This window comes from Embleya sp. NBC_00888 (assembly GCF_045207655.1).
In the GTDB taxonomy this organism is placed as follows: domain Bacteria; phylum Actinomycetota; class Actinomycetes; order Streptomycetales; family Streptomycetaceae; genus Embleya.
In genome coordinates this window covers 6,287,986-6,310,621 of record NZ_CP108784.1, presented here as the reverse complement: position 1 = coordinate 6,310,621, position 22,636 = coordinate 6,287,986, and the positions used below count along the sequence as shown (strand labels likewise).

General features: G+C 70.8%; 15 protein-coding genes. 7 read left to right on the top strand and 8 right to left on the bottom strand.

All coding sequences use genetic code 11. The features are described 5' to 3' along the window. The first annotated feature begins 36 nt into the window (after positions 1-36). Positions 37-1,089 (top strand): LCP family protein, encoded by a 1,053-nt coding sequence (locus tag OG948_RS26960; protein ID WP_406298912.1) that lies wholly within the window; start codon positions 37-39, stop codon positions 1,087-1,089. Positions 1,090-1,093: 4 nt separating this feature from the next. On the opposite strand, the gene OG948_RS26955 is transcribed toward OG948_RS26960, so the two are convergent. Continuing rightward, a complete protein-coding gene (locus OG948_RS26955; protein ID WP_406298911.1) occupies positions 1,094-4,069 on the bottom strand; it encodes a hypothetical protein in 2,976 nt (991 codons plus the stop codon). Positions 4,070-4,995: 926 nt separating this feature from the next. Between OG948_RS26955 and OG948_RS26950 the strand changes: the two genes are divergently transcribed. The 4 genes from OG948_RS26950 to OG948_RS26935 all read left to right on the top strand — a co-directional run bounded on the left by OG948_RS26950 (position 4,996) and on the right by OG948_RS26935 (position 9,295). Beyond that, positions 4,996-5,805, top strand: a complete 810-nt coding sequence (locus OG948_RS26950) for an SDR family NAD(P)-dependent oxidoreductase (protein ID WP_406298910.1) — start codon at positions 4,996-4,998, stop codon at positions 5,803-5,805. 230 nt (positions 5,806-6,035) lie between these two features. Next, positions 6,036-7,121 carry an IS110 family transposase gene (locus tag OG948_RS26945; RefSeq protein ID WP_331769141.1) on the top strand — a complete coding sequence of 362 codons (1,086 nt, stop codon included), beginning with the start codon at positions 6,036-6,038 and terminating at the stop codon, positions 7,119-7,121. A 183-nt stretch (positions 7,122-7,304) separates the two neighbouring features. Next, the gene (locus OG948_RS26940) at positions 7,305-8,423 is read left to right on the top strand and encodes an LLM class flavin-dependent oxidoreductase (protein ID WP_406298909.1); all 1,119 of its coding nucleotides are present in this window, start codon (positions 7,305-7,307) and stop codon (positions 8,421-8,423) included. Positions 8,424-8,500: 77 nt separating this feature from the next. Continuing rightward, a complete protein-coding gene (locus OG948_RS26935) occupies positions 8,501-9,295 on the top strand; it encodes a hypothetical protein (RefSeq protein ID WP_395859796.1) in 795 nt (264 codons plus the stop codon). Positions 9,296-9,420: 125 nt separating this feature from the next. Here OG948_RS26935 and OG948_RS26930 read toward each other — a convergent pair whose 3' ends face one another. The 4 genes from OG948_RS26930 to OG948_RS26915 form a co-directional block, all read right to left on the bottom strand. Beyond that, positions 9,421-10,890 (bottom strand): amino acid permease, encoded by a 1,470-nt coding sequence (locus tag OG948_RS26930; protein WP_406298908.1) that lies wholly within the window; start codon positions 10,888-10,890, stop codon positions 9,421-9,423. A gap of 367 nt (positions 10,891-11,257) precedes the next feature. Continuing rightward, a complete protein-coding gene (gene dxs, locus OG948_RS26925; protein WP_406300349.1) occupies positions 11,258-13,192 on the bottom strand; it encodes a 1-deoxy-D-xylulose-5-phosphate synthase in 1,935 nt (644 codons plus the stop codon). Positions 13,193-13,328: 136 nt separating this feature from the next. Next, positions 13,329-14,459: an ROK family transcriptional regulator gene (locus tag OG948_RS26920; protein ID WP_402229610.1), complete on the bottom strand. Its 1,131-nt coding sequence runs from the start codon at positions 14,457-14,459 to the stop codon at positions 13,329-13,331. A gap of 400 nt (positions 14,460-14,859) precedes the next feature. Then, on the bottom strand, positions 14,860-15,327 hold the full coding sequence (locus OG948_RS26915; RefSeq protein ID WP_406298907.1) for a hypothetical protein: 468 nt from the start codon (positions 15,325-15,327) through the stop codon (positions 14,860-14,862). 146 nt (positions 15,328-15,473) lie between these two features. Here OG948_RS26915 and OG948_RS26910 point away from each other — a divergent pair, with 146 nt between their 5' ends. Further along, positions 15,474-16,472, top strand: coding sequence for an asparaginase (locus tag OG948_RS26910; protein WP_406298906.1), 999 nt, complete (start codon positions 15,474-15,476; stop codon positions 16,470-16,472). Positions 16,473-16,780: 308 nt separating this feature from the next. Here OG948_RS26910 and acnA read toward each other — a convergent pair whose 3' ends face one another. Then, positions 16,781-19,498, bottom strand: a complete 2,718-nt coding sequence (acnA, locus tag OG948_RS26905; protein ID WP_406298905.1) for an aconitate hydratase AcnA — start codon at positions 19,496-19,498, stop codon at positions 16,781-16,783. A 351-nt stretch (positions 19,499-19,849) separates the two neighbouring features. On the opposite strand from acnA, the gene OG948_RS26900 reads away from it, so the two are divergent. Beyond that, on the top strand, positions 19,850-20,875 hold the full coding sequence (locus OG948_RS26900) for a Gfo/Idh/MocA family protein (protein WP_406298904.1): 1,026 nt from the start codon (positions 19,850-19,852) through the stop codon (positions 20,873-20,875). Positions 20,876-20,939: 64 nt separating this feature from the next. Here OG948_RS26900 and OG948_RS26895 read toward each other — a convergent pair whose 3' ends face one another. Further along, positions 20,940-21,314, bottom strand: a complete 375-nt coding sequence (locus OG948_RS26895; protein ID WP_379996323.1) for a PH domain-containing protein — start codon at positions 21,312-21,314, stop codon at positions 20,940-20,942. Positions 21,315-21,363: 49 nt separating this feature from the next. After that, on the bottom strand, positions 21,364-22,470 hold the full coding sequence (locus tag OG948_RS26890) for a PLP-dependent cysteine synthase family protein (RefSeq protein ID WP_406298903.1): 1,107 nt from the start codon (positions 22,468-22,470) through the stop codon (positions 21,364-21,366). Positions 22,471-22,636: the final 166 nt, after the last annotated feature.

Here is a 22,636-nt window from a genome sequence, read left to right as displayed (position 1 = left end):
TGCCGTTGCCGACAGCCGGTCGACTAGCTTCTGCGCATGACGGATGCGCTGGGTGCGACGGACGAGTCGGCCGAGGTCAGCGGGACGGACGAGGAAGTCGAGCCGGAACCGACACCCGAGCGCAAGCCCTGGTCGCGACGCCGCAAGGCGGTCGTGGGACTGGTCACGCTGCTCACCCTGTCACTGTTCGTGATCGGCGGATGTACGGCCTGGCTGCTCTACTCGCTGAACTCCAACATCAAGCGGATCGACGGGGTCTTCGATCGGTCGAGCATCCCCGCCGCGGGGCCGCGCCCGGCGGCCGATCCCGCCGCCGGCCGGGCGCTGAACATCCTGCTCGTCGGGATGGACGCGGCGGCGGCCGGTGCCGATCCCGAGGCGCTGGAGGGCCGGCGCAGCGACACCATGATGCTTCTGCACCTGCCCGCCGGTCGGGCGTCGATCTCGGCGATCTCGCTGCCGCGCGACTCGTGGGTGTCGATTCCCGGGCGCGGCGAGGCCAAGCTGAACGCGGCGTTCTCGTGGGGCGGGCCCGCGCTGCTCGTGGCCACCGTCGAGAACCTGACCGGGGTCCGGATCGACCACTACGCGGCGGTGGACTTCGGCGGCTTCAAGGGCATGGTCGACGCGCTCGGCGGGGTGACGGTGGACGCCGACAAGGGCGAGGCCAAGCTGGACGGCAACGAGGCGCTCAAGTTCGTACGGCAGCGGTACGGGCTCGAACGGGGCGACCTCGACCGCGTCGCGCGCCAGCAGCAACTCCTGGGCGCGATCGCGGAGAAGGTCACCGCGGAGGGCGTACTCGCCAGCCCACTGCGGACCGAGAACCTGCTGCAGTCGCTGACCAGGTCGCTGACCGTCGACGACGACCTGAACTTCAAGGCGCTGCTCGACCTGGCCACCGACCTCAAGGGCATCAGCGAATCCGACCTGGCGTTCCGCACCGCGCCGGTCGCCGGATTCGGCGAACGCGCCGGCGGCCAGAGCGTGGTCCTGCTCGACGACAAACGCTGCAAGGAGCTGTTCGCCGCGGTCCGCGCCGACATCCCGTGGCCGGAGCCGGCCCCCGGCGAACTGTGGCGGCCGTGAGCGCTCAGCGCAGTCGGTACAGGGCCCGGCGGGCGGCCTTGGCCACGTCGGGGTCGGGGTGGGCGGCCTCGGCGAAGCGCAGCACGTCCTCGGCGCACGGGTGGCCCATCGTCGCGAGTTCGCCGAAGACCACGTCGGCGCCCGGGCCCTGACTGCCGGTCACCTCGGTGAGCAGGCCCAGGACGGCGGCCTCGTGCCGGCCGAGCAGCGCCGCGGCGGCATTGTCCGCGGTGAGCCAGGCCAGGGTGCGCAGCGTCGCGGGGGGCACGTCGTGGTCGTGGGTCAGGCGCCAGTTCCACACGTGCGGGGCGAGGGTGGGGTCGGCGGCGGCCTCGGCGAGGGCGCGTTCGACGGCGGCCTCGGGGAGGTCCGCGTCACCCACGTGGGCGAAAAGCATGAGCCGCTCGGTGGGGCCGGCCGCGCCCGCGACCGCAAACAGTTCGGACAGCGCGGCGTCGACCGGACGGCACGCGATCCAACTCGCGAACGTACGCGTGGCCACCGGTCGCGGCCACGCCCCCATCGCACCGAGCAGCCGGGCGCCCGACGCCGCGGTGTAGTCGTCGACAGTGGCGACCGGCAGCCCCTGCTCGCGGAACATCCGGTGCACGAGCGTGCCGCCGAGGCCGGTCAACGTGATGCCCTCGGCGGTGCGCCGAACGATGCCGAGCGCCGCCAGCCGATCGGCGAGCAGGATCACACCGGCCCGAACCCGACCGAGCAACTCGGCGGGCGTGCGATCCACGATCGCGGTCGCGGTCGCGGGCGGGGTCGCGGGCGCGAGCGGGGTCGCGGGCATGTGCGGGTCGGGCGCAAGCGCGTCAACCGCGGGCAGGTCGGTCGCGGACGCGGCCGGGTCGGTCGTAGGCGCGACCGCAGGCGGGTCGGGCGCAGGCGAGGACGAGGCGCTCGCGGGCGCGGGCGTACGCGAGTCGGTCGCGGGCGGGTACCCGTCGCCCGCAGGCGCAGACGCCGGCGAACTCGCGTCGGCCGCAGGCGCAGACATGCGCGAGTCGGTCGCAGGCGCGGGCGTACGCGAGTCGGTCGCAGGCGGGCACCCGTCAAGCGCAGACGCCGGCGAACTCGCGTCGGCCGCAGGCGCGCCCGCGCCCGCACCGCACAGCCGGCCCAGTTCCCGGACCAAGTCGGGCGCGTCCAGGATCCGGCCGAGCGCGAACGCCTCGTCGTCGGCCGGCGGCTCGGCGGGCAACGTGCGCACCACGTGGTCGAGGTCGCGGCGCACCGCCAAACCGACGAACAGCGACACCGGGAGCGGACCGCCGAGCTGGACCAGGCCGGTGAACAGCGACGCGGCAAGCCCCTCGGGGACGTCCCATCGCTGCTCGTGGGCCTCGCCGAACGTCGCGTTGTCCTCGGCCACCACCACCATCGCGCGCGCGGCGAGCGCGATCAGCTCGCGGTCGCCGCCCTCGCGCCACACCCGCAGACCGTCCGCGACGTGCACCGCGTCGTCCGCCAGGACCAGCAGGCCGGTGCCCAGCGCGAGCGTCCAGCGCCGGTGCAGGGCGTGCTCGCCCCGGGCGGTACGGGGCGGCGCGGCGGGACGGGACGGCTGCGCGCGGATACCGAGTTCGGCCATCACCCGGCGCGCGACCCCGTCCGCGAGTACCTCCTCGTGGGTGACCGGCAGCGGCCCGTGCTCCGCCACGTACTCCGCGAGCGCGGCGGCCTGCGCGAGCAGCGGTGACATCCGCGCGGCCAGTGCGCACTCGGAGGTGGGCGGCACGTACAGCGGCGGCAGCGCGGGCTCGGTCGGACCGCCACCCGGGCCGGTGAGCGGCGCGGGCACACCCAACTCCAGGAAGCGAGTGCGCAGCCCGTACAGCCCCAGCGGGGTCAGCCGCACCGCCATGAACGGCGCCCCGCCACCGACGAGCTCACGGATCTCCAGGACGCCGAACGCGCGCAGGTCGTCCATCTGATGAGCCAGCGTCAGGCCGGTGAACAGCGCCGGATCGGCGACCGATGGCGACCGCGGCCGACCGTCGGGCGTATACGAGAGCAGTTCGAACAACCCGCCCATCGGCACCCATCGACCCGCGTGGTCGTACAGCTCCCGCAACAACTCGCGGATCACGTCGCCTCCGCGCAGCACGTGCCCGGCGCGACGCACCGCCGGTCGCCCGGTGGCCTCGCCGACCGCGACGCCCTCCCACAGGCTCGACCACACGCCCAGCACGTCGCGGGGTCGGCCGACCGCCAGCGCCCGGGCGAGCGCGCCGGCGGTCGCGACGGTACGGCCGACCTCGATCAGGCCCGCAGCGCACGCGATCGACCAGACGTGGTGCAACGGCTCCACGTCACGCGCGCTGCGGACGCCCGCGACCGGCTCGTCGATACCCAGCAGCAGCGCGGCCTCGGCCGCGGGGGCCAGACGCAGGACCCCGGTCGCGGTGACCGGCCGGCCGCGACCGACCCAGCGGGCGAGGGTGAGCGCGGCGGCGAACGACGGCGCCGTCGACGCGGCCCTGGCCAGCTCGCGCTCGTCCGGCAACCGCACCGCCGGCAACGCCCTACCTCGACCGGGACCGGTCGCGTAACCCGCCACGAACAACTTCTTCGCCGATCCCCAGCAGGTCGAATCGGCCATCCGGGCCGGGAGTTCACCCTCGTGCCGATCCAACACCGCGAACATCGGGTCGAGTCGGTCGCTGTCCGGATGCAGGGGCCCGCGCTCGCGCAGGAACTCCAGAAACAGCCGCAACGCGGGCACGACCAGTCCGACCGTGTCGTCACGGGGCAGCGCAACGTGCGCGGGCACCAGGGTCTCCAGCAGCGCGTTCAGGTCGCCGGCGCGCCAGCGGGTGTGGTCGTCGAGCCGTAGACAGGCCACCCGCAGATCGAGCAGCGTGCCCAGGACGTCGATCATCCGCTCCGCGTCCCGGGCCGGTCGGCCCGCTCGCGCGAGCCACGTGCCGAAGTCGGCCACGATGCCGCAGGAATCGGGAGATAGCGCCACGTCGCAGAGCGTAGTGAGCGCCGCAGCCCCTTCGCATGGATTTCGGACAATCCATGCGAACCCCCAAGACCCGAAACCACCACCCCTCAAGGGACCACCGAGCACACCACCATCCGCGCCTCCACCCACCACAATTCCCAGGCGACACCCGCGATCAGCCCCGCGATCAGCCGCACCTGCGCCCACCGGCGTCCGCACCCGCGACGACTGGCGCCCACAACCACCGACGCCCGCACCCGCGACCACTCGCGCCCGCACCCATTCCCACCCGCACCCGCACCCTCCCGACCGCGCCCGCGACCCACCAGCGCCTACCCCTGCGTCCCCTCGCGCCTGCCCCGCGACCACTCCCCCGCCTGCGCCTGCGACCACCAACGCCCGCGCATGTACCTGCGCCCGCAAGCGTCGCCATTCGCAGCCGCCGGCGCCCACGCCTGACGACACCCGCACCCGTGACCCTCCGGGCCGCGCCCACGACCCACCAGCGCCTGCGTCCCCTCGCGCCCGCCCCGACTCCCCCACCCACGCCCACGCCTGCGCCTGCGCCTGCGCCTGCGCCTGCGCCTGCGACCACCAAACGCCCCGCGCATGTACTTGCGCCCGCAGGTGCCGCCACTCGCAACCGCCGGCGCCCACACCTGACGGCACCCCCGCCCCCGCCCGCGCCCGCGCGCAGGCGCCCCCGCCCCGTGCGCCATGCCGTTCCGCGCCCATCCCCCAACGGTGATGTCCGCCACTTTTACTGACAGAGCGTCAGATCTCCTGCGGACCTGCGTGAACACCGGCGCGTCGGGACGGAAAAAGACAGCCGTCTCCCTTCAGGTGACGGGTCGTCAGGTGGCATGGTGACCCCAGCGCAGAGCACGCCCGCAACGGCGGCCCCGCGCCGAGGCGACAACGTACGCGATCCACAGTGAGGTGCCCCCGTGCTGCTCGACCCTTCCGCCGCCCTGCTCACCGATCGCGTCGCCGTGGTCACCGGTGCCGCCCGGGGAATCGGCGCGGCGACGGCCGTCGCGCTGGCCAGGTTCGGCGCCGACGTCGCCATCTGCGACCGCGAGCCGATCGGCCTCCAGGAGACCGCGAAGGCGATCGAGGCCACCGGGCGCCGCGCGTTCGCGGCCGAACTCGACGTCCGCGACGGCGATGGCGTCGAGCACTTCCTCCGCGAGGCGCACACCACGCTCGGCCCGCTGGACATCCTCGTCAACAACGCCGGCGGCGGCTTCTGGTCGCCGTTCCTGGAGGTCCGCCCCAAGGGCCAGACCGCACTCGTCGACGAGAACTTCACCTCGGTCACGCACGTGATCCGGCACGGCACCCCCCTCGTGCGCGAGGGCGGCTCGATCGTCAACGTCACCAGCATCGAGGCATTCCGCGCCGCGCCCGGCTTCGCGGTGTACGCCGCGATGAAGGCCGCGGTCGAGCAGCTCACCAAATCGCTCGCCCTCGAACTCTCGCACCGCCGCATCCGGGTCAACTGCGTCGCCCCCGACGCGATCCCCACCCCCGGCGACGCCGGCCTCGCGGAGACCTTCGAGACCGACGAGGGCGCCTACGACTACGCCGCCAAGGTCCCCCTCGGCCTCGGCACCCCCGACGACTGCGCCGCCCCGATCGTCTTCCTCGCCGGCGACCTGGCCCGCTTCGTCACCGGCACCACCCTGCACGTCGACGGCGGCACCATGGCCGCCTCCGGCTGGGTCCGCCGCCCGGACGGCACCTTCACCCCCTGACAGTGATCATGTGACTGGTGGTTCTGCTGATGAGCCTGACTCGCCCCCTGACTGACGTCGTTGACTGTCCTGTATGGGATTTGTCGGCTCGTCGGCGGGACCACCACGCACGCGGCCGGACGGGCGTTTGTGACCTCATAGGAGCTTGGTCCAGAAGCCCCGTCACTGTCTTGTCCACCCGCCCGACCGGCGCGTGCCGCCCTCGGCTCGGACAAGCGGCAAGGACGGACATGACCAGCATGACGCACGACGGAGCGGAGATCACCGGCGGAGTCGACACGCACGGCCTGACCCACCACGCGGCCGTGATCGACCCGCTCGGCCGGCATCTGGCCGACCGGGAGTTTCCCGCGACCGTCCGCGGCTACCGGGACCTGCTTGACTGGATGCGCTCGCACGGCACTCCGACCGCGGTCGGGGTGGAGGGCACCGGCGCCTACGGAGCCGAACTCGCGCGGGTCCTGACAGCGGCCGGCGTCACGGTCGTCGACGTCGACCGGCCGGACCGCAAGACCCGCCGGACGAAGGGCAAGTCCGACCCGATCGACGCCTACGCCGCTGCGACCGCAGTGCTCTCCGGACGGGCCACCGGCATCCCCAAAAGCCGCGACGGAGTGGTCGAGGCCGTGCGCGTGCTGCGGGTCGCCCGCCGCAGCGCGATCAAGGCCCGCACCCAGGCGATGAACCAGATCCGCAACCTCGTGGTGACCGCCCCGGCGATGCTGCGAGAGCAGGTCGCGGGCCTGGACCGGACCGCCCTGATACGCACCCTGGCCCGGCTGCGGCCCGGCGACGACGTCTCCCGCCCGCTCGCGGCGACCAAGGCCTCGCTGCGGCGCCTCGCCCGCCGCCACCAGGCGATGGACACGGAGATCGCCGAGCTCGACGCCGAGATCGGCCCCCTGGTCGAGCAGGCGGCCCCGGCCCTGCTGAAGCTGTTCGGTGTCGGACCGGAGACCGCCGGCCAGCTACTGGCCTCGGCCGGGGACAACCCCGAGCGCATGCGCTCGGAGGGCGCGTTCGCGCACCTCGCCGGCGTCGCCCCGATCCCGGCCTCCTCCGGCCGCACCCACCGCCACCGCCTCAACCGGGGCGGCGACCGGGCCGCGAACAACGCCCTGCACACGATCGTGCTGGTCCGCATGCGCTACGACGAACGCACCCGCGCCTACGTCGAACGCCGCACCAAGGAAGGGCTGTCGAAGAAGGACATCATGCGCTGCCTCAAGCGATTCGTCGCCCGCGAGGTCTACCGCGCACTGACCAGCACACCAGCGGAACGAATCACCCAAATCAACCTCGCTCCTGCGGCTTGACATGCATAGGAGCATCCCCCCGCACCCGCAGGCCCGGACCGGGCCCGCACCCGCACCCGCCGACCCCGGCCCTCGCGACCACCCGAAGCGCCCGAACGTACACACCGCCCGTCAGACCCACCGCCCACCGGACCCGACCGACCATCCCGCCCGACCCGACCCGACCGCGGAATTGGGAGTGCAATGGAATTCGGCATCTTTCTTCAGGGCTACAACCCGTCGTTCCGGCGCGAGGGAAACCCCGACGCCGAACACGAAGCCCTGATGAACGACATGGACTTCGCGATCGCCGCCGACCGGGCCGGCTTCAAGTACGTCTGGCTGAGCGAGCACCACTTCCTCGACGAGTACTCCCACCTGTCCGCCAACGACGTCATGTGCGGCTACCTCGCACACGCCACCGAGCGGATCCACATCGGCTCCGGCATCTTCAACCCGCTCCCCCAGGTCAACCACCCGGCCAAGGTCGCCGAACGGGTCACGATGCTCGACCACCTCACCAAGGGCCGCTTCGAGTTCGGCACCGGCCGCGGCGCCGGCAGCCACGAGATCCTCGGCTTCCTGCCCGGCATCGAGGACATGTCCGAGACGAAGGCCATCTGGGAGGACGTGATCCGCGAGTTCCCGAAGATGTTCCTCCAGGACACCTACGAGGGCTACGACGGCGCCTACTGGCAACTCCCGCCGCGCAAGATCCTGCCCAAGCCGTACGGCAAGTCGCACCCGGCCATGTGGTACGCCGCCGGCAGCCCGCCCTCGTACGCGATGGCCGCCCGCATGGGCCTGGGCGTACTGGGCTTCTCGATCGGCGACCCGGCGAGCGCCGAGAAGCTCGTGGCCGGCTACAAGCGCGAGATCGGCAACGCCGAACCGATCGCCGACTTCGTCAACGACAACGTGCTCGCGGTCAGCACCGGCTTCGTCGCCGAGACCCGGGAACAGGCGGTCGCCAACGCGGTCGCGGCCCGGCCGATGTACCTGACCAGCAACGTCTTCCGCTACCACGACACGTTCCCGCATCCGGAGGGCATCCCGTACTGGCCCGAGCTGATGCCCGACCTGACCCCCGAGCTCGTCGAGTTCGCCGCCGACGCCGGCGCGCTGATCTGCGGTGCGCCGGACGGCGTACTGGACGCGGTCAAGGCCTACGAGGCGGTCGGCGTGGACCAACTCGTCCTCGGCCTGGGCTGCGACAACCGCGAGAACACGCTCAAGACCATCGAGCTGTTCGGGAAGCACATCATCCCCAAGCTCGACACCGAGCCGGAACACCGCACCACCCGGTTCCGCCGGCAGGCCTGACCATCCCCACCCGGTCGGCGTCCCCGGCCGGGTCCGTCCCGCCCGACACGTGTCACCGCACGACCCGAAAGGCAGTCATGAGCTTCAAGGAATACCCGATCCGGGTGGGCAGCATGCTGTTCACCGCCGTGGACCCCGAGCGCGGCCACGAGGTGAGCTACAACCGCTGGTACGAGCGCGACCACTACTACGCGGGCTGCATGATCGGCCCCGGCATGCTCGCGGGCAGCCGCTGGGTGGCCACCGCAGACCTCAAGGCGCTGCGCTTCCCGGCCGACACCGACGTCGTCCCGGCCATCGAGGCGGGCTCCTACGTCGCGATCTACTGGATCAACGACGGCCAGTTCGACGAGTGGAACGCGTGGGCGGTCGACCAGGTCAACTGGCTCTACGGCAACGACCGCGGCTTCCAGCACCGGATCCACGCGCACACCGGCATGTATCTGCACGACAGCCGCTGGTACCGCGACCAGGACCCGGTTCCGCTGGAGCTTGCCCTGGACCGCAACTACCAGGGTCTGGTCTCGCTCGCCGTACAGCGCGCCGAGGGCACCACGCAGGAGGACCTGGAGGCGTGGTTCACCGCGCAGTTGCCGGACTTCCTCAAGGGCTCGCCGATCGCTTCGGTGGCCGCGTGGACCGCCGTCCCGCTCAAGGACGACGCCCCCGCGTTCGTACCGCGCGACCCGAACGCGGCGACCCGCAGCATGCAGCTGTACTTCCTCGAGGGCGACCCGCGCGAAAGCTGGGACGCCTTCAAGGAGTGGGCCGAACGGATCGACGCCTCGGGCATCGGCCGGGTCACCTACTGCGCCCCGTGGATCCCCACCGTGGTCGGCACCGACAAGTACACGGACGAACTCTGGGGCTGACCCCGACCGTTGATCGACACGTACGGCGGGCCCGGGTCGAATCGACCCGGGCCCGCCGTCACGTCACCGGAACAGCCGTCAGCAAACGGCTGTGAGTGAACAGCCGCGACCGAAAGCCGTCACGGTCACCGCAGTCGGCTGTGCTGCTTCCCGTAGAAGAAGTAGACGGCGAAGCCGGCCACCATCCACACCACGAACCGAAGCCACGTCTCACTGCTGAGGTTGATCATCAACCACAGCGTGGCCATCATCGACAGGATCGGCAGCCACGGCACGAACGGCACCCGGAACGCGCGCGGCAACTCGGGCCTGGTCCGGCGCAGGATCAGCACACTCGCCGCGACCACCATGAACGCGAACAGCGTGCCGATGTTGACCATGACGTCGATCTCGTGAATCGGGGTGAACCCGGCGATCGCCGCGACCAGCACCGCGATCAGCATCGTGCTCACGTGCGGCGTGCCGTACTTGGGGTGCACTTTCGCGAACAGCGGCGGCAGCAGCCCGTCCCGGCTCATCGCGAAGAAGACCCGGCTCTGACCCATCATCAGGATCATGCACACGGTGGTCAGACCGGCCACCGCGCCGATGCTGATGATGGTCGCGATCCAGCCCTTGCCGACCGCCCGGAACGCCTCCGCCAACGGCGCGGACGACGAGAGCATGTCGTAGCGCTGCATCCCGACCACGACCAGCGACACCGAGACGTACAGGATCGTGCAGATCAGCAGCGAGCCGAGGATTCCGATCGGCATGTCGCGCTGCGGCTTGCGGGTCTCCTCGGCGGCGGTGGCGACCACGTCGAACCCGATGTACGCGAAGAACACCAGGGCCGCGCCGGAGAAGATCCCCATCACCCCGTAGATCTGCGGGTCGAACCCGAACAGGGTTTGCACGAGCGGCGCCTTGAGCCCGTCCTTGCCCGAGCCCGACGGCTGCGAGTCGGGCACGAAGGGGTTGTAGTTGCCGGTCTTGATGAAGAACAGACCGGCGAAGATCACCAACAACACGATCGCGATCTTGATGGTGACCATGACGAGGTTGAACCGTGCCGAGAGCTTGACGCCGAACACCAGGATCGTCGCGACTCCCAGCACCAGCAACAACGCCGGCAGGTTGACCGTCCCGCCGTCACCGGGCGCGGCCGTGATCGCCTGCGGCAGTTCGATGTCCGCCTGCGAGAGCAGCGAGGTCAGATAACCCGACCAGCCGATCGAAACCACCCCGACGCCGAGCGCGAGTTCGAGGATCAGGTCCCAGCCGATGATCCACGCGGGCAACTCGCCGAGCGTGGTGTACGAGAACGTGTACGCGGAACCCGCCACCGGGACCGTGGACGCGAATTCGGCGTAGCACAGCGCGGCGAGCCCACAGACGACCCCCGCCAGCACGAACGACAACGCGACGGCCGGGCCGGCGTAGTCCCTCGCGGCGGTACCGGTCAGCACGAAGATACCCGTGCCGACCACCACGCCGACGCCGAAGACCATCAGGTCGAGTGCGGACAACTCCCGGCGTAGACCGTGCCCTTCGGAGACATCGGTGTCCTGGATGGACTGCTCGATGTTCTTGGTGCGAAACAGCGCGTTGGCCATGGCAACACCTCCTGGTGGCGGAGACCGTTGCCATGATCGAGGGTTTCACTCCTGTTTTCGGGTGACCGATCCTCGGCGCGTCAGGGTGATCTTCGAACTCGACCCCGAGGCGGCGAAGCGGCGACCGGCCCGAGACCGGTGCTCCTGGAAGCGCGAGAGTCTCCGAATCCAGGCACCGACTTGCGCGGTTCAGCCCGCGAACCGAAGGACCGGACGGCCCGGGAAGGCCGGGCACCCCGCAGGCCGGGAAACCGGGAAGCCCGGAAGCCCGGAAGCCCGGAAAAGCGAAACGGCCCCGGGGTCGTGCGCGGAAGCCGTGGCTCCCACCCCGACCCCAAGGCCGTCACATCGCGCGCGCCGCCTCGGGTCAGGCGGTCGTCTCGTGCTGCTCGGCGTCGGCGTCCGCCGTCTTGGACGCGATCTCCTCGACCACCTGGCGCGAGATGTCCTGGGCGTTCAGCCCGATCCGGACCAGCACCTCCGGACGCTCCGCGTGGTCCAGGAACTCCTGCGGGATGCCGAAGTCGCGCAGCGGCACGTCCACCCGCGCGTCCCGCAGCGACTGCGCGATCATCGAACCGACGCCACCGGCACGGCCGTTGTCCTCGATCGTGACCACGAGCCGGTGCCGGGCCGCCAGCGGCGCGAGCCCGGCCGGGACCGGCTTGATCCAACGCGGGTCGACCACGGTCGCGGCGATGCCCTGGTCGGCGAGCCGATCGGCGACCTCGACCCCGATCTCGGCCATCTGCCCGACGGTCACGATCAGCACGTCGCCGCGCTCACCACCACCGTTGCGCTCGGGGCCGGTACGGCGCAACACGTCCATCCCGTCGATCCGGCCGATCGCCTCGATGTCGGAACCCACCGCGCCCTTGCCGAACCGCACCACGGTCGGCGCGTCGTCGACCTCCATCGCCTCGCGCAGTTGGGCGCGCACCTGCGTCGCGTCCCGGGGAGCGGCGAGCCGCAGGCCCGGCACGACCTGGAGGATCGACATGTCCCACATGCCGTTGTGGCTGGCCCCGTCCGGCCCGGTCACACCGGCCCGGTCGAGCACGAAGGTCACGCCGCACTTGTGCAGCGCGACGTCCATCAGCACCTGGTCGAACGCGCGGTTGAGGAAGGTCGCGTACACCGCGACGACCGGGTGCAGGCCGCCGGTGGCCAGGCCCGCCGCCGAGGTCACCGCGTGCTGCTCGGCGATCCCGACGTCGAACACCCGGTCCGGGTGCTTGGCGGCGAACTTGTGCAGCCCGACCGGGATCAGCATCGCGGCGGTGATGCCGACGACGTCCTCGCGCTCGTCGGCGATGGCGACCATCTCGTCGGCGAACACCGACGTCCACGACGCGCCCGACTTCTTCACCGGCAGGCCGGTCTCGGGGTTGATCACGCCGACCGAGTGGAACTGGTCGGCCGCGTCGTTGACCGCGTGCGCGTAGCCCTTGCCCTTCTGGGTGAGCGCGTGCACGATCACCGGCCCGCCGAAGCCGCGGGCGCGGCGCAGCGCGTTCTCCACCGCCTCGATGTCGTGCCCGTCGATCGGACCCACGTACTTCAGGCCCAGGTCCTCGAACAGGCCCTGCGGCGCGACCGCGTCCTTGAGGCCCTTCTTGGCGCCGTGCAGCATGTCGTAGACGGGGCCGCCGACCACCGGCGTGCGGCCGAGGACGCCCTTGCCCCACTCCAGGAAACGCTCGTAGCCGCGCGTGGTGCGCAGCGTCGCGAGGTGGTCGGCGAGGCCGCCCTGGGTCGGACCGTACGAGCGCTCGTTGTCGTTGACCACGATGATCACCGGGCGGTCCTTGGCCGCCGCGATGTTGTTCAGTGCCTCCCAGGCCATGCCGCCGGTCAGCGCGCCGTCGCCGATCACCGCGACCACGTGCCGATCGTGCTGCCCGCGCACCTGGTACGCCTTGGCGAGGCCGTCGGCCCAGGACAGCACCGTCGAGGCGTGCGAGTTCTCGATCACGTCGTGCTCGGACTCGGCACGGCTGGGGTAGCCGGACAGGCCGCCGGCCTGGCGGAGCCGGTCGAAGCCGTCCTTGCGGCCCGTCACGATCTTGTGTACGTAGCTCTGGTGACCGGTGTCGAACAGGATCTTGTCGCGCGGCGACTCGAACACCCGGTGCATCGCGATCGTCAGCTCGACCACACCGAGGTTGGGACCCAGGTGACCACCGGTCTTGGAGACGGACTCCACCAGGAAGGTGCGGATCTCGTCCGCGAGCTGCGCGAGCTGCTCGGGCGAGAGGGCCTTGAGATCACGGGGTCCTCGAACGCTGTCCAGCAGGGCCACCCGTTCCTCCTTCGTCAGATCCGTCACCGCCCCCACGGGTCTGCGTGCAGGAGAGGCGTCCATCGAGTCTAGACGCGGCGGTGCACCCGGATGGTTCGCATCGGGGTACCGCGATGGGCCATCCGTGCGGAACTGCTCACATCGAGACGCCGGCGATCTGCGCCTCGGGTGTGCGTTCGACGGCGAAGGGAGACATCTCGCTCATCACCATCGCCATCGCGCCGAGCACCTCGGCCCGCTCGCCGAGCGACCCGGTGACCACGGACAGTCGGCGTGAGGCGCTGGGAATGGCGTACCGCCCGACCGACTCGACGATCGGCGCGATCAACAGGTCGCCGGCGCCGGCGAGGTCGCCGCCGAGGATGATCCGTTGCGGATTGAGCAGGTTCGTCAGGCTCGCCACGCCCACTCCCACGTGCCTGCCGGCGTCCGCGACCACCCGCCGGCAGCCCGCGTCGCCGTCCTTGGCGAGCTCGATCATGCGCTGGATGGTCAGGTCGGTGCCGTGACTGCCGCGGAGCAGGTCGAGCAGGTAGGAGGCGTTGGTGAAGGTCTCCAGGCAGCCGCGGTTGCCGCACCGGCACACCGGTCCGGACTCGTCCAGCGTTATGTGACCGATCTCGCCCGCGGTACCGCCCGGGCCCCGGTACAGCCGGCCGCCGATCACCAGGCCCGCGCCGACGCCGCCGGACACCTTGAGGTAGGCCATCTCGGTACAACCCACGCCCGCGCCCCACACGAGTTCGCCCAGCGCGCCGAGGTTGGCGTCGTTGTCGACCAGGACCGGCAGGCCCAGGCGGGCCTGCATCGCCTCGCGCGGGTGGCAGCCCACCCAGCCCGGCAGGATCGTGGTCGAGCCGAGCGCGCCGGTGTCGATGTCGATCGGGCCGGGCACGCCGAGCCCGACGCCGGTGACCTCGCCCCGAACCGCGCCGGCGCGCTCCAGCAACACGCCGAGCAGGCGGTCCGCGAGCGCGAAGCCCTCGTCGGCGGAGGAGTCGACGTCGATCGGCACGTGCTCCTCGGCGAGCACACGGTGCGCGAAGTCACCGATCGCCACGCGCAGGTGACGGTGGCCGAAATCGATGCCGACGACGACGCCCGACGCGCGACTGAGCGAGACGTTGCGGGCCCGCCGGCCGCCGGAGGACGTGGGGGTCACCTCGACCATGTCGAGGGCCTTCAACTCCCGTACGATATTCGACACCGTCGCGGCGGACAGCCCGGTACTCCTGGCGATCTCGGCCTGGGTGAGCGCACCCGCCATGCGCACCGCGTGCAGGACCCGATCGAGGTTGGCCCGGTGCAGCGAGGACTGGGACCCGGACGAGTGCGACCCCGGCGGCTGGGCCTCCTGGAAGCGGGCCCCCGTCATGCCGTCGGACATCTGCGATCCCCTCGCCCCGGTGCATCTGACGCACTTCTTGTGTGCAAGTCCTGAACTCTATTGCCCCCTTCGTTCGGGCAGAAGAGTCAAACCTGAACGCAGGCGTCACGATCGGGCCTCTATTCACCGCTCCGCGCGCGGTGAACACATGGAACGTTACAAACACCCCTTTCGCGCCGGCGCCCGGCGCCCGGCGCCCCGTGCCTTGTGCCTTGTGCACGTCGGGCGACGGGCGACGTCGCGCCCGTTCACCCGCTCCGCGACGCGGAACGTGTCACGGTCACAGCCGAGGCTCCCAACGTTCGCCCGCGAGGGCCTCCTCGACCAGCCGGACCGCCCGCTCGGTGGCCGCCGCTCTCGAGCCCTCGTACTCGTACATGCGCAGCGCCGCCTCCATCGCGGCCACGGGCACCCTGCCAGCGAGTTCGACGCGCGCCGTGCCGTAGCCGTGCCGGGCGGCTGCGAGCGCGGCGGCGACGTGCTGACGGGCCATCCGGGCCAGGATCAGCGGGTATTTGCGCAGCACGTCATGGCTTCGATAGCCGGGTGGGCACAGGTCGTACAGCCAGGCGACCGCCGTGTGCTCCCAGCCCGGTACACCGGGTGGCCGAACGCCTCGCGGCCAACCCGCCGGCGCGATCCCGTCCCTCCCGCGGGGCTTGGATTCGGCCCCGTTCCCGGCCTCGGCACGCCTGAAGCGACCCGGCTGCTCCCAAGCCGGGGTGTCCCGATCGCCATTGCCGTACATATGTTCGATTATGCGCGGTGGTTGGCCGAGAATGCACGTGTGGATCATGGAGGGGGACACCCCGCACTCGCGTTCGACCTCCGGGTCGGCGTGATCGGCCCCGCTCCGCCCCCGTTCGACTCTCGTACGACCCTCCAGGAGGACCCGTGATCCAGGCCGACCGCTCCGGCGACGAGGCCGCGTTCGCCCACATACCGCTGGTCGGCGTGTGGCGGAACGGCTTCCTGGAATCGATCCACCACGGCACGGCCGTACTCACCGGCACCGACGGCTCGGTGGTCGAGGGACACGGCGCGGTGGACGCGCCGATGTTCCCGCGCTCGACCAACAAGCCGTTCCAGGGCCTGGCGATGGCGCGCAACGGGCTCGACCTGGAGGGCGAGCTGCTCGCGCTCGCCTGCGCGAGCCACTCCGGCGAGACCTTCCACCTGGAGGGGACCCGACGGATCCTGGCCCGGGCGGGCCTGCCGGAGAGCGCGCTGCGGTGCGTGGCGGACCTGCCCCTGGGCGCGGCGCAGCGCGACGCGTGGCTGGCGGCCGGCAAGGGCCCGGAGCGGATCGCGATGAACTGCTCGGGCAAGCACGCCGCGATGCTGCTCACCTGCGTGCGCAACGGCTGGTCGACCGAGGACTACCTGGATCCGGGGCACCCGCTGCAGCGGGCCGTGCGCCGGGCGGTGGAGGACGTCGCCGGCGAGCCGGTCGCGGCGGTGGGCGTGGACGGGTGCGGGGCGCCGCTGTTCGCCGTCTCGCTCGCGGGCCTGGCCCGGTCCTACGGCCGCTTCGCGGGGGCCGCCGAGGGCACGCCCGAACGTCGGATCGCGGACGCGATGCGCGCCCACCCGGAGTGGGTCGCGGGTACCGGTCGCGATGTGACGAACCTGATGCGGGCGATCCCGGGCCTGCTTGCCAAGGACGGCGCGGAGGCGGTGTACGCGGTGGGCCTGCCGGACGGTCGGGGCGCCGCGGTCAAGATCGCGGACGGGGCGACGCGGGCACACATCGTCGCCATCGCGGCGCTGCTGTGGCGCATGGGCGTGGACGAGCAGACCCTCGCCCCGTTCGCGCAGGCACCCGTCTACGGCGCCGGCGAGGTGGTCGGCGCCGTCCGCGCGTTCCCCCTTTTGGGTGAACCGAGGCCCTAGCCCTGTCGCCCGCACGAGCGGGGCACAAAACTGACCCCGCGGCCGGTTGGGAAACCAACCGGCCGCGCCAGTGCCGCCCGGTCCTCGGCGCCCGGTGCCCGCGAGCGCGCCGGCGGATGCGCCCGCGGGTGCGAGCGCAAGGTCTGCGCTCGCGAGCGCAGCCGCACCGTCCCCACCCGCCACGTCCCGTCCCGTCCCGGATTGGCGACTCACTCGGGCCGAACCCGAAAAGCACCGGGCCGAGCCCCCCGAGGAGCCCGACCCGGTGCCTCGATGGCGCGCGACCTACCGTCGCCGCGCGGCGATCATCAGCCCTTGTTCACCAGCGACCGCAGCACGTACTGCATGATCCCGCCGTTGCGGTAGTAGTCCGCCTCGCCGGGGGTGTCGATGCGCACGACCGCGTCGAACTCGACGCCGGTGTCCGTGGTGACCTTGACGGTCTTGGGGGTGCGACCCTCGTTCAGCGCGGTGATGCCCTCGAACGCGAAGGTCTCCTCGCCGGTGAGGCCGAGGGAGGCGGCGCTGTGGCCGGCCGGGAACTGCAGCGGGATGACGCCCATGCCGATCAGGTTCGAGCGGTGGATGCGCTCGTACGACTCGGCGATCACCGCGCGCACGCCCAGCAGCGAGGTGCCCTTGGCGGCCCAGTCGCGGGACGAGCCCGAGCCGTACTCCTTGCCCGCCAGCACCACCAGCGGAATGCCCGCGGCCTGGTAGTTCACCGACGCGTCGTAGATCGTCGACACCGGGGCGTCGGCCTGCGTGAAGTCACGCGTGAAGCCGCCCTCGGTGCCCGGCGCGATCTGGTTGCGCAGACGGATGTTCGCGAACGTGCCGCGGATCATCACCTCGTGGTTGCCCCGGCGCGAACCGTACGAGTTGAAGTCCTTGCGCTCGACACCGTTCTCGGCCAGGTACTTGCCCGCCGGGCTGTCGCCCTTGATCGAGCCCGCCGGCGAGATGTGGTCGGTGGTGACCGAGTCGCCCAGCTTGGCCAACACGCGCGCGCCCGCGATGTCCACGACCGGCGCCGGCTGCATCTGCATGCCCTCGAAGTACGGAGGCTTGCGCACGTAGGTGGACTGCGGGTCCCACTCGAAGGTGGCGCCCGTCGGGATCTCCAGCGACTGCCAGCGCGAGTCGCCCGCGAAGACGTCGGCGTAGCGGTCGATGAACATGTCCTGGTCGATCGAGGAGGCCACGACCTCGGCGATCTCCTCGTCGCTCGGCCAGATGTCCGCGAGGTAGACCGGCTTGCCCTCGGAGTCCACGCCCAGCGGCTCGGTGGTGATGTCGATGTCCATCGACCCCGCGAGCGCGTACGCGATCACCAGCGGCGGCGAGGCCAGGTAGTTCATCTTGACGTCGGGGTTGATCCGACCCTCGAAGTTGCGGTTGCCCGAGAGCACCGAAACGACCGCGAGGTCGGCGTCGTTGACCGCCTTGGAGACCTCCTCCGGCAGCGGGCCGGAGTTGCCGATGCAGGTCACGCACCCGTAGCCGACCAGCGAGAAGCCGACCTTCTCCAGGTACGGGATCAGGCCCGCCTTCTCGTAGTAGTCCATGACGACCTTGGACCCGGGCGCGAGCGTGGTCTTGACCCACGGCTTGCGGGTCAGACCCTTCTCGACGGCCTTCTTCGCGAGCAGCGCGGCGCCGAGCATGACCGAGGGGTTCGAGGTGTTGGTGCACGAGGTGATCGAGGCGATCACGACAGCGCCGTGGTCGATCTCGTACTCGACGCCGTCCTCGCCGACCACCGTGGTCGGGTTGTGCACGCGACCGTTGGAGCCGGTGGGCGCGTCCGAGGCCGGGAAGGACTCCTCGCCGGACTCGTCGCCGTTGGTGACGTAGTCCGCCAGCGCGCTGCGGAAACGGGACTTGGCCTCGGCCAGCACGACCCGGTCCTGCGGGCGCTTGGGGCCGGAGATCGAGGGCACCACGGTGGAGAGGTCGAGCTCGATGTACTCCGAGTACTCCGGCTCGTGGCTCGGGTCGTGCCACAGGCCCTGGGCCTTCGCGTACGCCTCGACCAGCGCGAGCTGCTTGTCGTCCCGGCCGGTCAGTCGCAGGTAGGTGATCGTCTCGGCGTCGATCGGGAAGATCGCGCAGGTCGAGCCGAACTCCGGCGACATGTTGCCGATGGTGGCGCGGTTGGCCAGCGGCACCGCGCCGACGCCGTCGCCGTAGAACTCGACGAACTTGCCCACCACACCGTGCTTGCGCAGCATGTCGGTGATGGTCAGCACGACGTCGGTGGCGGTGACGCCGGGCTGCGCCTTGCCGGAGAGCTTGAAGCCGACCACGCGCGGAATCAGCATGCTGACCGGCTGGCCGAGCATCGCGGCCTCGGCCTCGATGCCGCCGACGCCCCAGCCGAGCACGCCCAGGCCGTTGACCATCGTGGTGTGCGAGTCGGTGCCGACGCAGGTGTCGGGGTATGCCTGGCCGTTACGCACCATGATGGTGCGAGCCAGGTGCTCGATGTTGACCTGGTGCACGATGCCGGTGCCGGGCGGTACGACCTTGAACTCGTCGAAGGCGGTCTGGCCCCAGCGCAGGAACTGGTAGCGCTCCTTGTTGCGGCCGTATTCGATGTCGGTGTTGATCTCGAACGCGTCCGGCCGGTTGAACACGTCGGCGATGACCGAGTGGTCGATGACCATCTCGGCGGGCGCGAGCGGGTTGATCCGGGAGGCGTCGCCACCGAGGGCCTTCACGGCCTCGCGCATCGTGGCGAGGTCCACGACACACGGCACGCCGGTGAAGTCCTGCATGATCACGCGCGCCGGCGTGAACTGGATCTCTTCGCTCGGCTCGGCCTTCGCGTCCCAGCCGCCCAGGGCACGGATGTGATCGGCGGTGATGTTCGCGCCGTCCTCCGTGCGGAGCAGGTTCTCCAGCAGGACCTTCAGGCTGTAGGGGAGGCGCTTGCTGCCCTCCACCTTGTCCAGCCGGAAGATTTCGTACGACTCGTCACCCACGTTCAGGGTGGAGCGAGCGTCGAAGCTGTTCGCGGACACGACGGTCTCCCTTGATCTTGTGCGTTTCTCCCGCATCCTGCCGACACCCACTCGACTCACGCCAAGCAAGGTGACCCTAAGTAGGGGATGCCGGGGTCTGCGCCCCGCAGATATCTTGATGTCAAGACAAGTCTAGTCTAGGCCCCGACTCCTCCGTGCGGGTACCCGCCACACCCGCGCCGACCCGTCGCTCGCGGATTCCTGTGGGCGATCTCCCCCACACGCGCGCGTGCGCCCCTAACATGCGGACAGCGAGTCCGGCACGACCCACGCGTGGGTCCGGCGAGTGGCCCGGGTAAGCGTTCGGAGCACGAGCGCGTCGGGCGGGACGGCGACGAGGGGGATGACGCCATGAAGCGGATCCGGATCGGCGTATTGGGCGCGGCTCGCATCGCGCCGGCCGCACTGGTCAAGCCCGCGCGGCTGATCCCGGAGGTACAGGTCGCCGCAATCGCCGCCCGCGACGCGGCCCGCGCGGATACCTTCGCGCGACGGCAGGGCATCCCGCGGGTGCACACGGACTACGCCGCCCTGATCGCGGACCCGGAGTTGGACGCGGTGTACATCCCGCTGCCCAACGGGTTGCACGCGCACTGGACGATCCGCGCGCTGGAAGCCGGCAAGCATGTGCTGTGCGAGAAGCCGATGGCCGCCAACGAGGCCGAGGCGCGGGAGATCGCGGACGCCGCCGCGGGCGCCGGCCTGGTGGCGATGGAGGCCTTCCACTATCGGTATCACCCGCTCGCGGGCCGGATGCGCGAAATCCTGGACGACGGCGAGTTGGGCGAGATCCGCCGGATCACCACGTCGATGTGCTTCCCGCTGCCGCTGCTCGGCGACATCCGCTACAGCTACGACCTCGCGGGCGGGGCGCTGATGGATGGTGGGTGCTACGCGGTGCACCTGATGCGGCTGCTGGCGGGCGACGACGGAAGCGACCCGATCGAGGTGGTGGACGCGCACGCCCTGACGGTCCGCAAGGACCGGCGGGTGGACCGCGCGATGTCGGCCCGACTGCGCCTGCCCGGCGGCGTGACCGGCACCGTGCACGCGTCGATGTTGTCCCGGCGCGTCCTGGACATGCACGCGCACGTCGTCGGCACCCGCGGCGAGATGCGCGTACTGAACTACCTGATGCCGCACCTGCCGCACCGCTTCACCGTGCACACGGGCAAGCGCAAGCGCCGCGAGCACCTGGGCGAGGCCGCGAGGACCCCGACGTATCGCCTGCAACTCCAGGCGTTCGCGGACGCGATCCGCCTCGGCGAGCCGCCGCTGACGCCCGCGGCGGACGCGGTGCCGACGCTGCGCGTCATGGACGCGATCTACCGCGCGGCGGGCCTGCCCCTGCGCGGACAGGCCCCGGCCACCAGGTGAGCGCGGGACGACCCCGCCGTAACCGAGGCCGGCCGATCACGCCGTCGGGATCCGATGCGCCGGCTCAATGCATGATGTAGTGGAGGATCACGTCGTGGACGTGTCGGCCCTTGTCGTCGCTGCGGAACTCCACGCTGTAGGTCTGCGTGCCGACGTGGATCGCTATTTCGCTGGAACTCAGGTACGAGCCGGTGAAGCTCTTGTTGGAGACCATGCTCACGCTGCTGATCTTCGAATAGGGCAAGGAGGTGATCGCGATCTTCTTGCCGACGAAGCTGTTGTCCTGGATGATCGCGCGCCGGTCGGTCAGACCGATGAACCCGGTGCCGACGCCCTTCGCGTCGTAGACCGCGATGATCTGCTCGCCCGGCAGCAACCCGCTCTGGATCTTCTCCAATTGCTCACGCTTGTCGAAGACGACGTTTCCCGCTCCGCTCATCCTTTGCTCCTCCTCGTCGACCTGCGACACCCAGCCTAAGGCCGCTCGATCAGCGCCATTCACTCGTCGCGTGGAAGTGTCGCAACGTGTCCTCGTACGCGGTCAGATCCAGCTTCTGTCGCGCGAGCCACTCGTCGGAGTAGTACGAGTGCGCGTAGCGCTCGCCGCCGTCGCACAGCAGCGTCACCACCGAGCCGGTCCGACCCGCGGCGCGCATCTCGGCCACCAGACGCAGCGCACCCCACAGGTTGGTGCCGGTCGAGCCGCCCGCCTTGTGTCCGGTACGCCGGTGCAGGTCGCGCATCGCCGCCACCGACGCGGCGTCGGGGACCTTGATCATGCGATCGACGATGTTCGGCATGAAGCTGGCCTCGACCCGGGGGCGACCGATGCCCTCGATCCGCGACGAACACGCGTCGGTGTACGCCGGATCGTGCGTGCGCCATCCGTCGAAGAAGGCCGAGTTCTCGGGGTCCACGACGCAGATCTTGGAGTGGTGCCGGCGGTAGCGGACGTAGCGGCCCATGGTCGCGCTCGTGCCGCCGGTGCCGGCGCCGACCACGATCCACTCGGGGATGGGATGCCGCTCCTCGGACATCTGCTCGAACACCGACTCGGCGATGTTGTTGTTGCCCCGCCAGTCGGTCGCGCGCTCGGCGTAGGTGAACTGGTCCATGAAGTGCCCGCCGGTCTCCGCCGCCAGCGCGCGCGAGACGTCGTACACCGTGGCGGCGTCCTCGACCAGGTGACATCGGCCGCCGTGGAACTCGATCAGCTCGATCTTCTCGGGGCTGGTGGTGGCGGGCATGACCGCGACGAACGGCAGGCCGATCTGGTTGGCGAAGTACGCCTCCGAGACGGCCGTGGAACCCGAGGACGCCTCGATCACGGTGGTGCCCTCCTCGATCCACCCGTTGCACAGGGCGTAGAGGAAGAGCGAACGCGCGAGCCGGTGCTTGAGCGAACCGGTCGGGTGGGTCGACTCGTCCTTGAGGTAGAGGTCGATGCCCCACTCCGCAGGCAGCGGATAGGCCAGCAGGTGGGTGTCGGCGGAACGGTTCGCGTCGGCGGCGACCTTGCGGATGGCCTCGTCCACCCAGTCGCGGGTCTTGGCGCTGAAACGATCCACATCGTGGTCCACCGACGTCACGTCCACTCCCCTGGCTGGTTCGTACCCCGCGCCGGGTTCGGGCGGCGGGGGCTGCGGGATCGATGGTGATCGATCGTGGCCCAGGCTACGGGCCGACGCGCGGGCCCCTGGGCCAACCCCTCGAATGGCCCATGAGCTGCGCATACGTATTCTCGGCCGGAAGTTGTGACGT

What these genes read in the sequence shown, in the direction of transcription:
- OG948_RS26960 (WP_406298912.1), top strand. Translation starts at nt 37, where the DNA reads ATGACGGATGCGCTGGGTGCGACGGACGAGTCGGCCGAGGTCAGCGGG.
- OG948_RS26945 (WP_331769141.1), top strand. Translation starts at nt 6,036, where the DNA reads ATGACCAGCATGACGCACGACGGAGCGGAGATCACCGGCGGAGTCGAC.
- OG948_RS26940 (WP_406298909.1), top strand. Translation starts at nt 7,305, where the DNA reads ATGGAATTCGGCATCTTTCTTCAGGGCTACAACCCGTCGTTCCGGCGC.
- OG948_RS26935 (WP_395859796.1), top strand. Translation starts at nt 8,501, where the DNA reads ATGAGCTTCAAGGAATACCCGATCCGGGTGGGCAGCATGCTGTTCACC.
- OG948_RS26930 (WP_406298908.1), bottom strand. Translation starts at nt 10,890, where the DNA reads ATGGCCAACGCGCTGTTTCGCACCAAGAACATCGAGCAGTCCATCCAG.
- OG948_RS26920 (WP_402229610.1), bottom strand. Translation starts at nt 14,459, where the DNA reads ATGGCGGGTGCGCTCACCCAGGCCGAGATCGCCAGGAGTACCGGGCTG.
- OG948_RS26915 (WP_406298907.1), bottom strand. Translation starts at nt 15,327, where the DNA reads ATGTACGGCAATGGCGATCGGGACACCCCGGCTTGGGAGCAGCCGGGT.
- OG948_RS26900 (WP_406298904.1), top strand. Translation starts at nt 19,850, where the DNA reads ATGAAGCGGATCCGGATCGGCGTATTGGGCGCGGCTCGCATCGCGCCG.
- OG948_RS26895 (WP_379996323.1), bottom strand. Translation starts at nt 21,314, where the DNA reads ATGAGCGGAGCGGGAAACGTCGTCTTCGACAAGCGTGAGCAATTGGAG.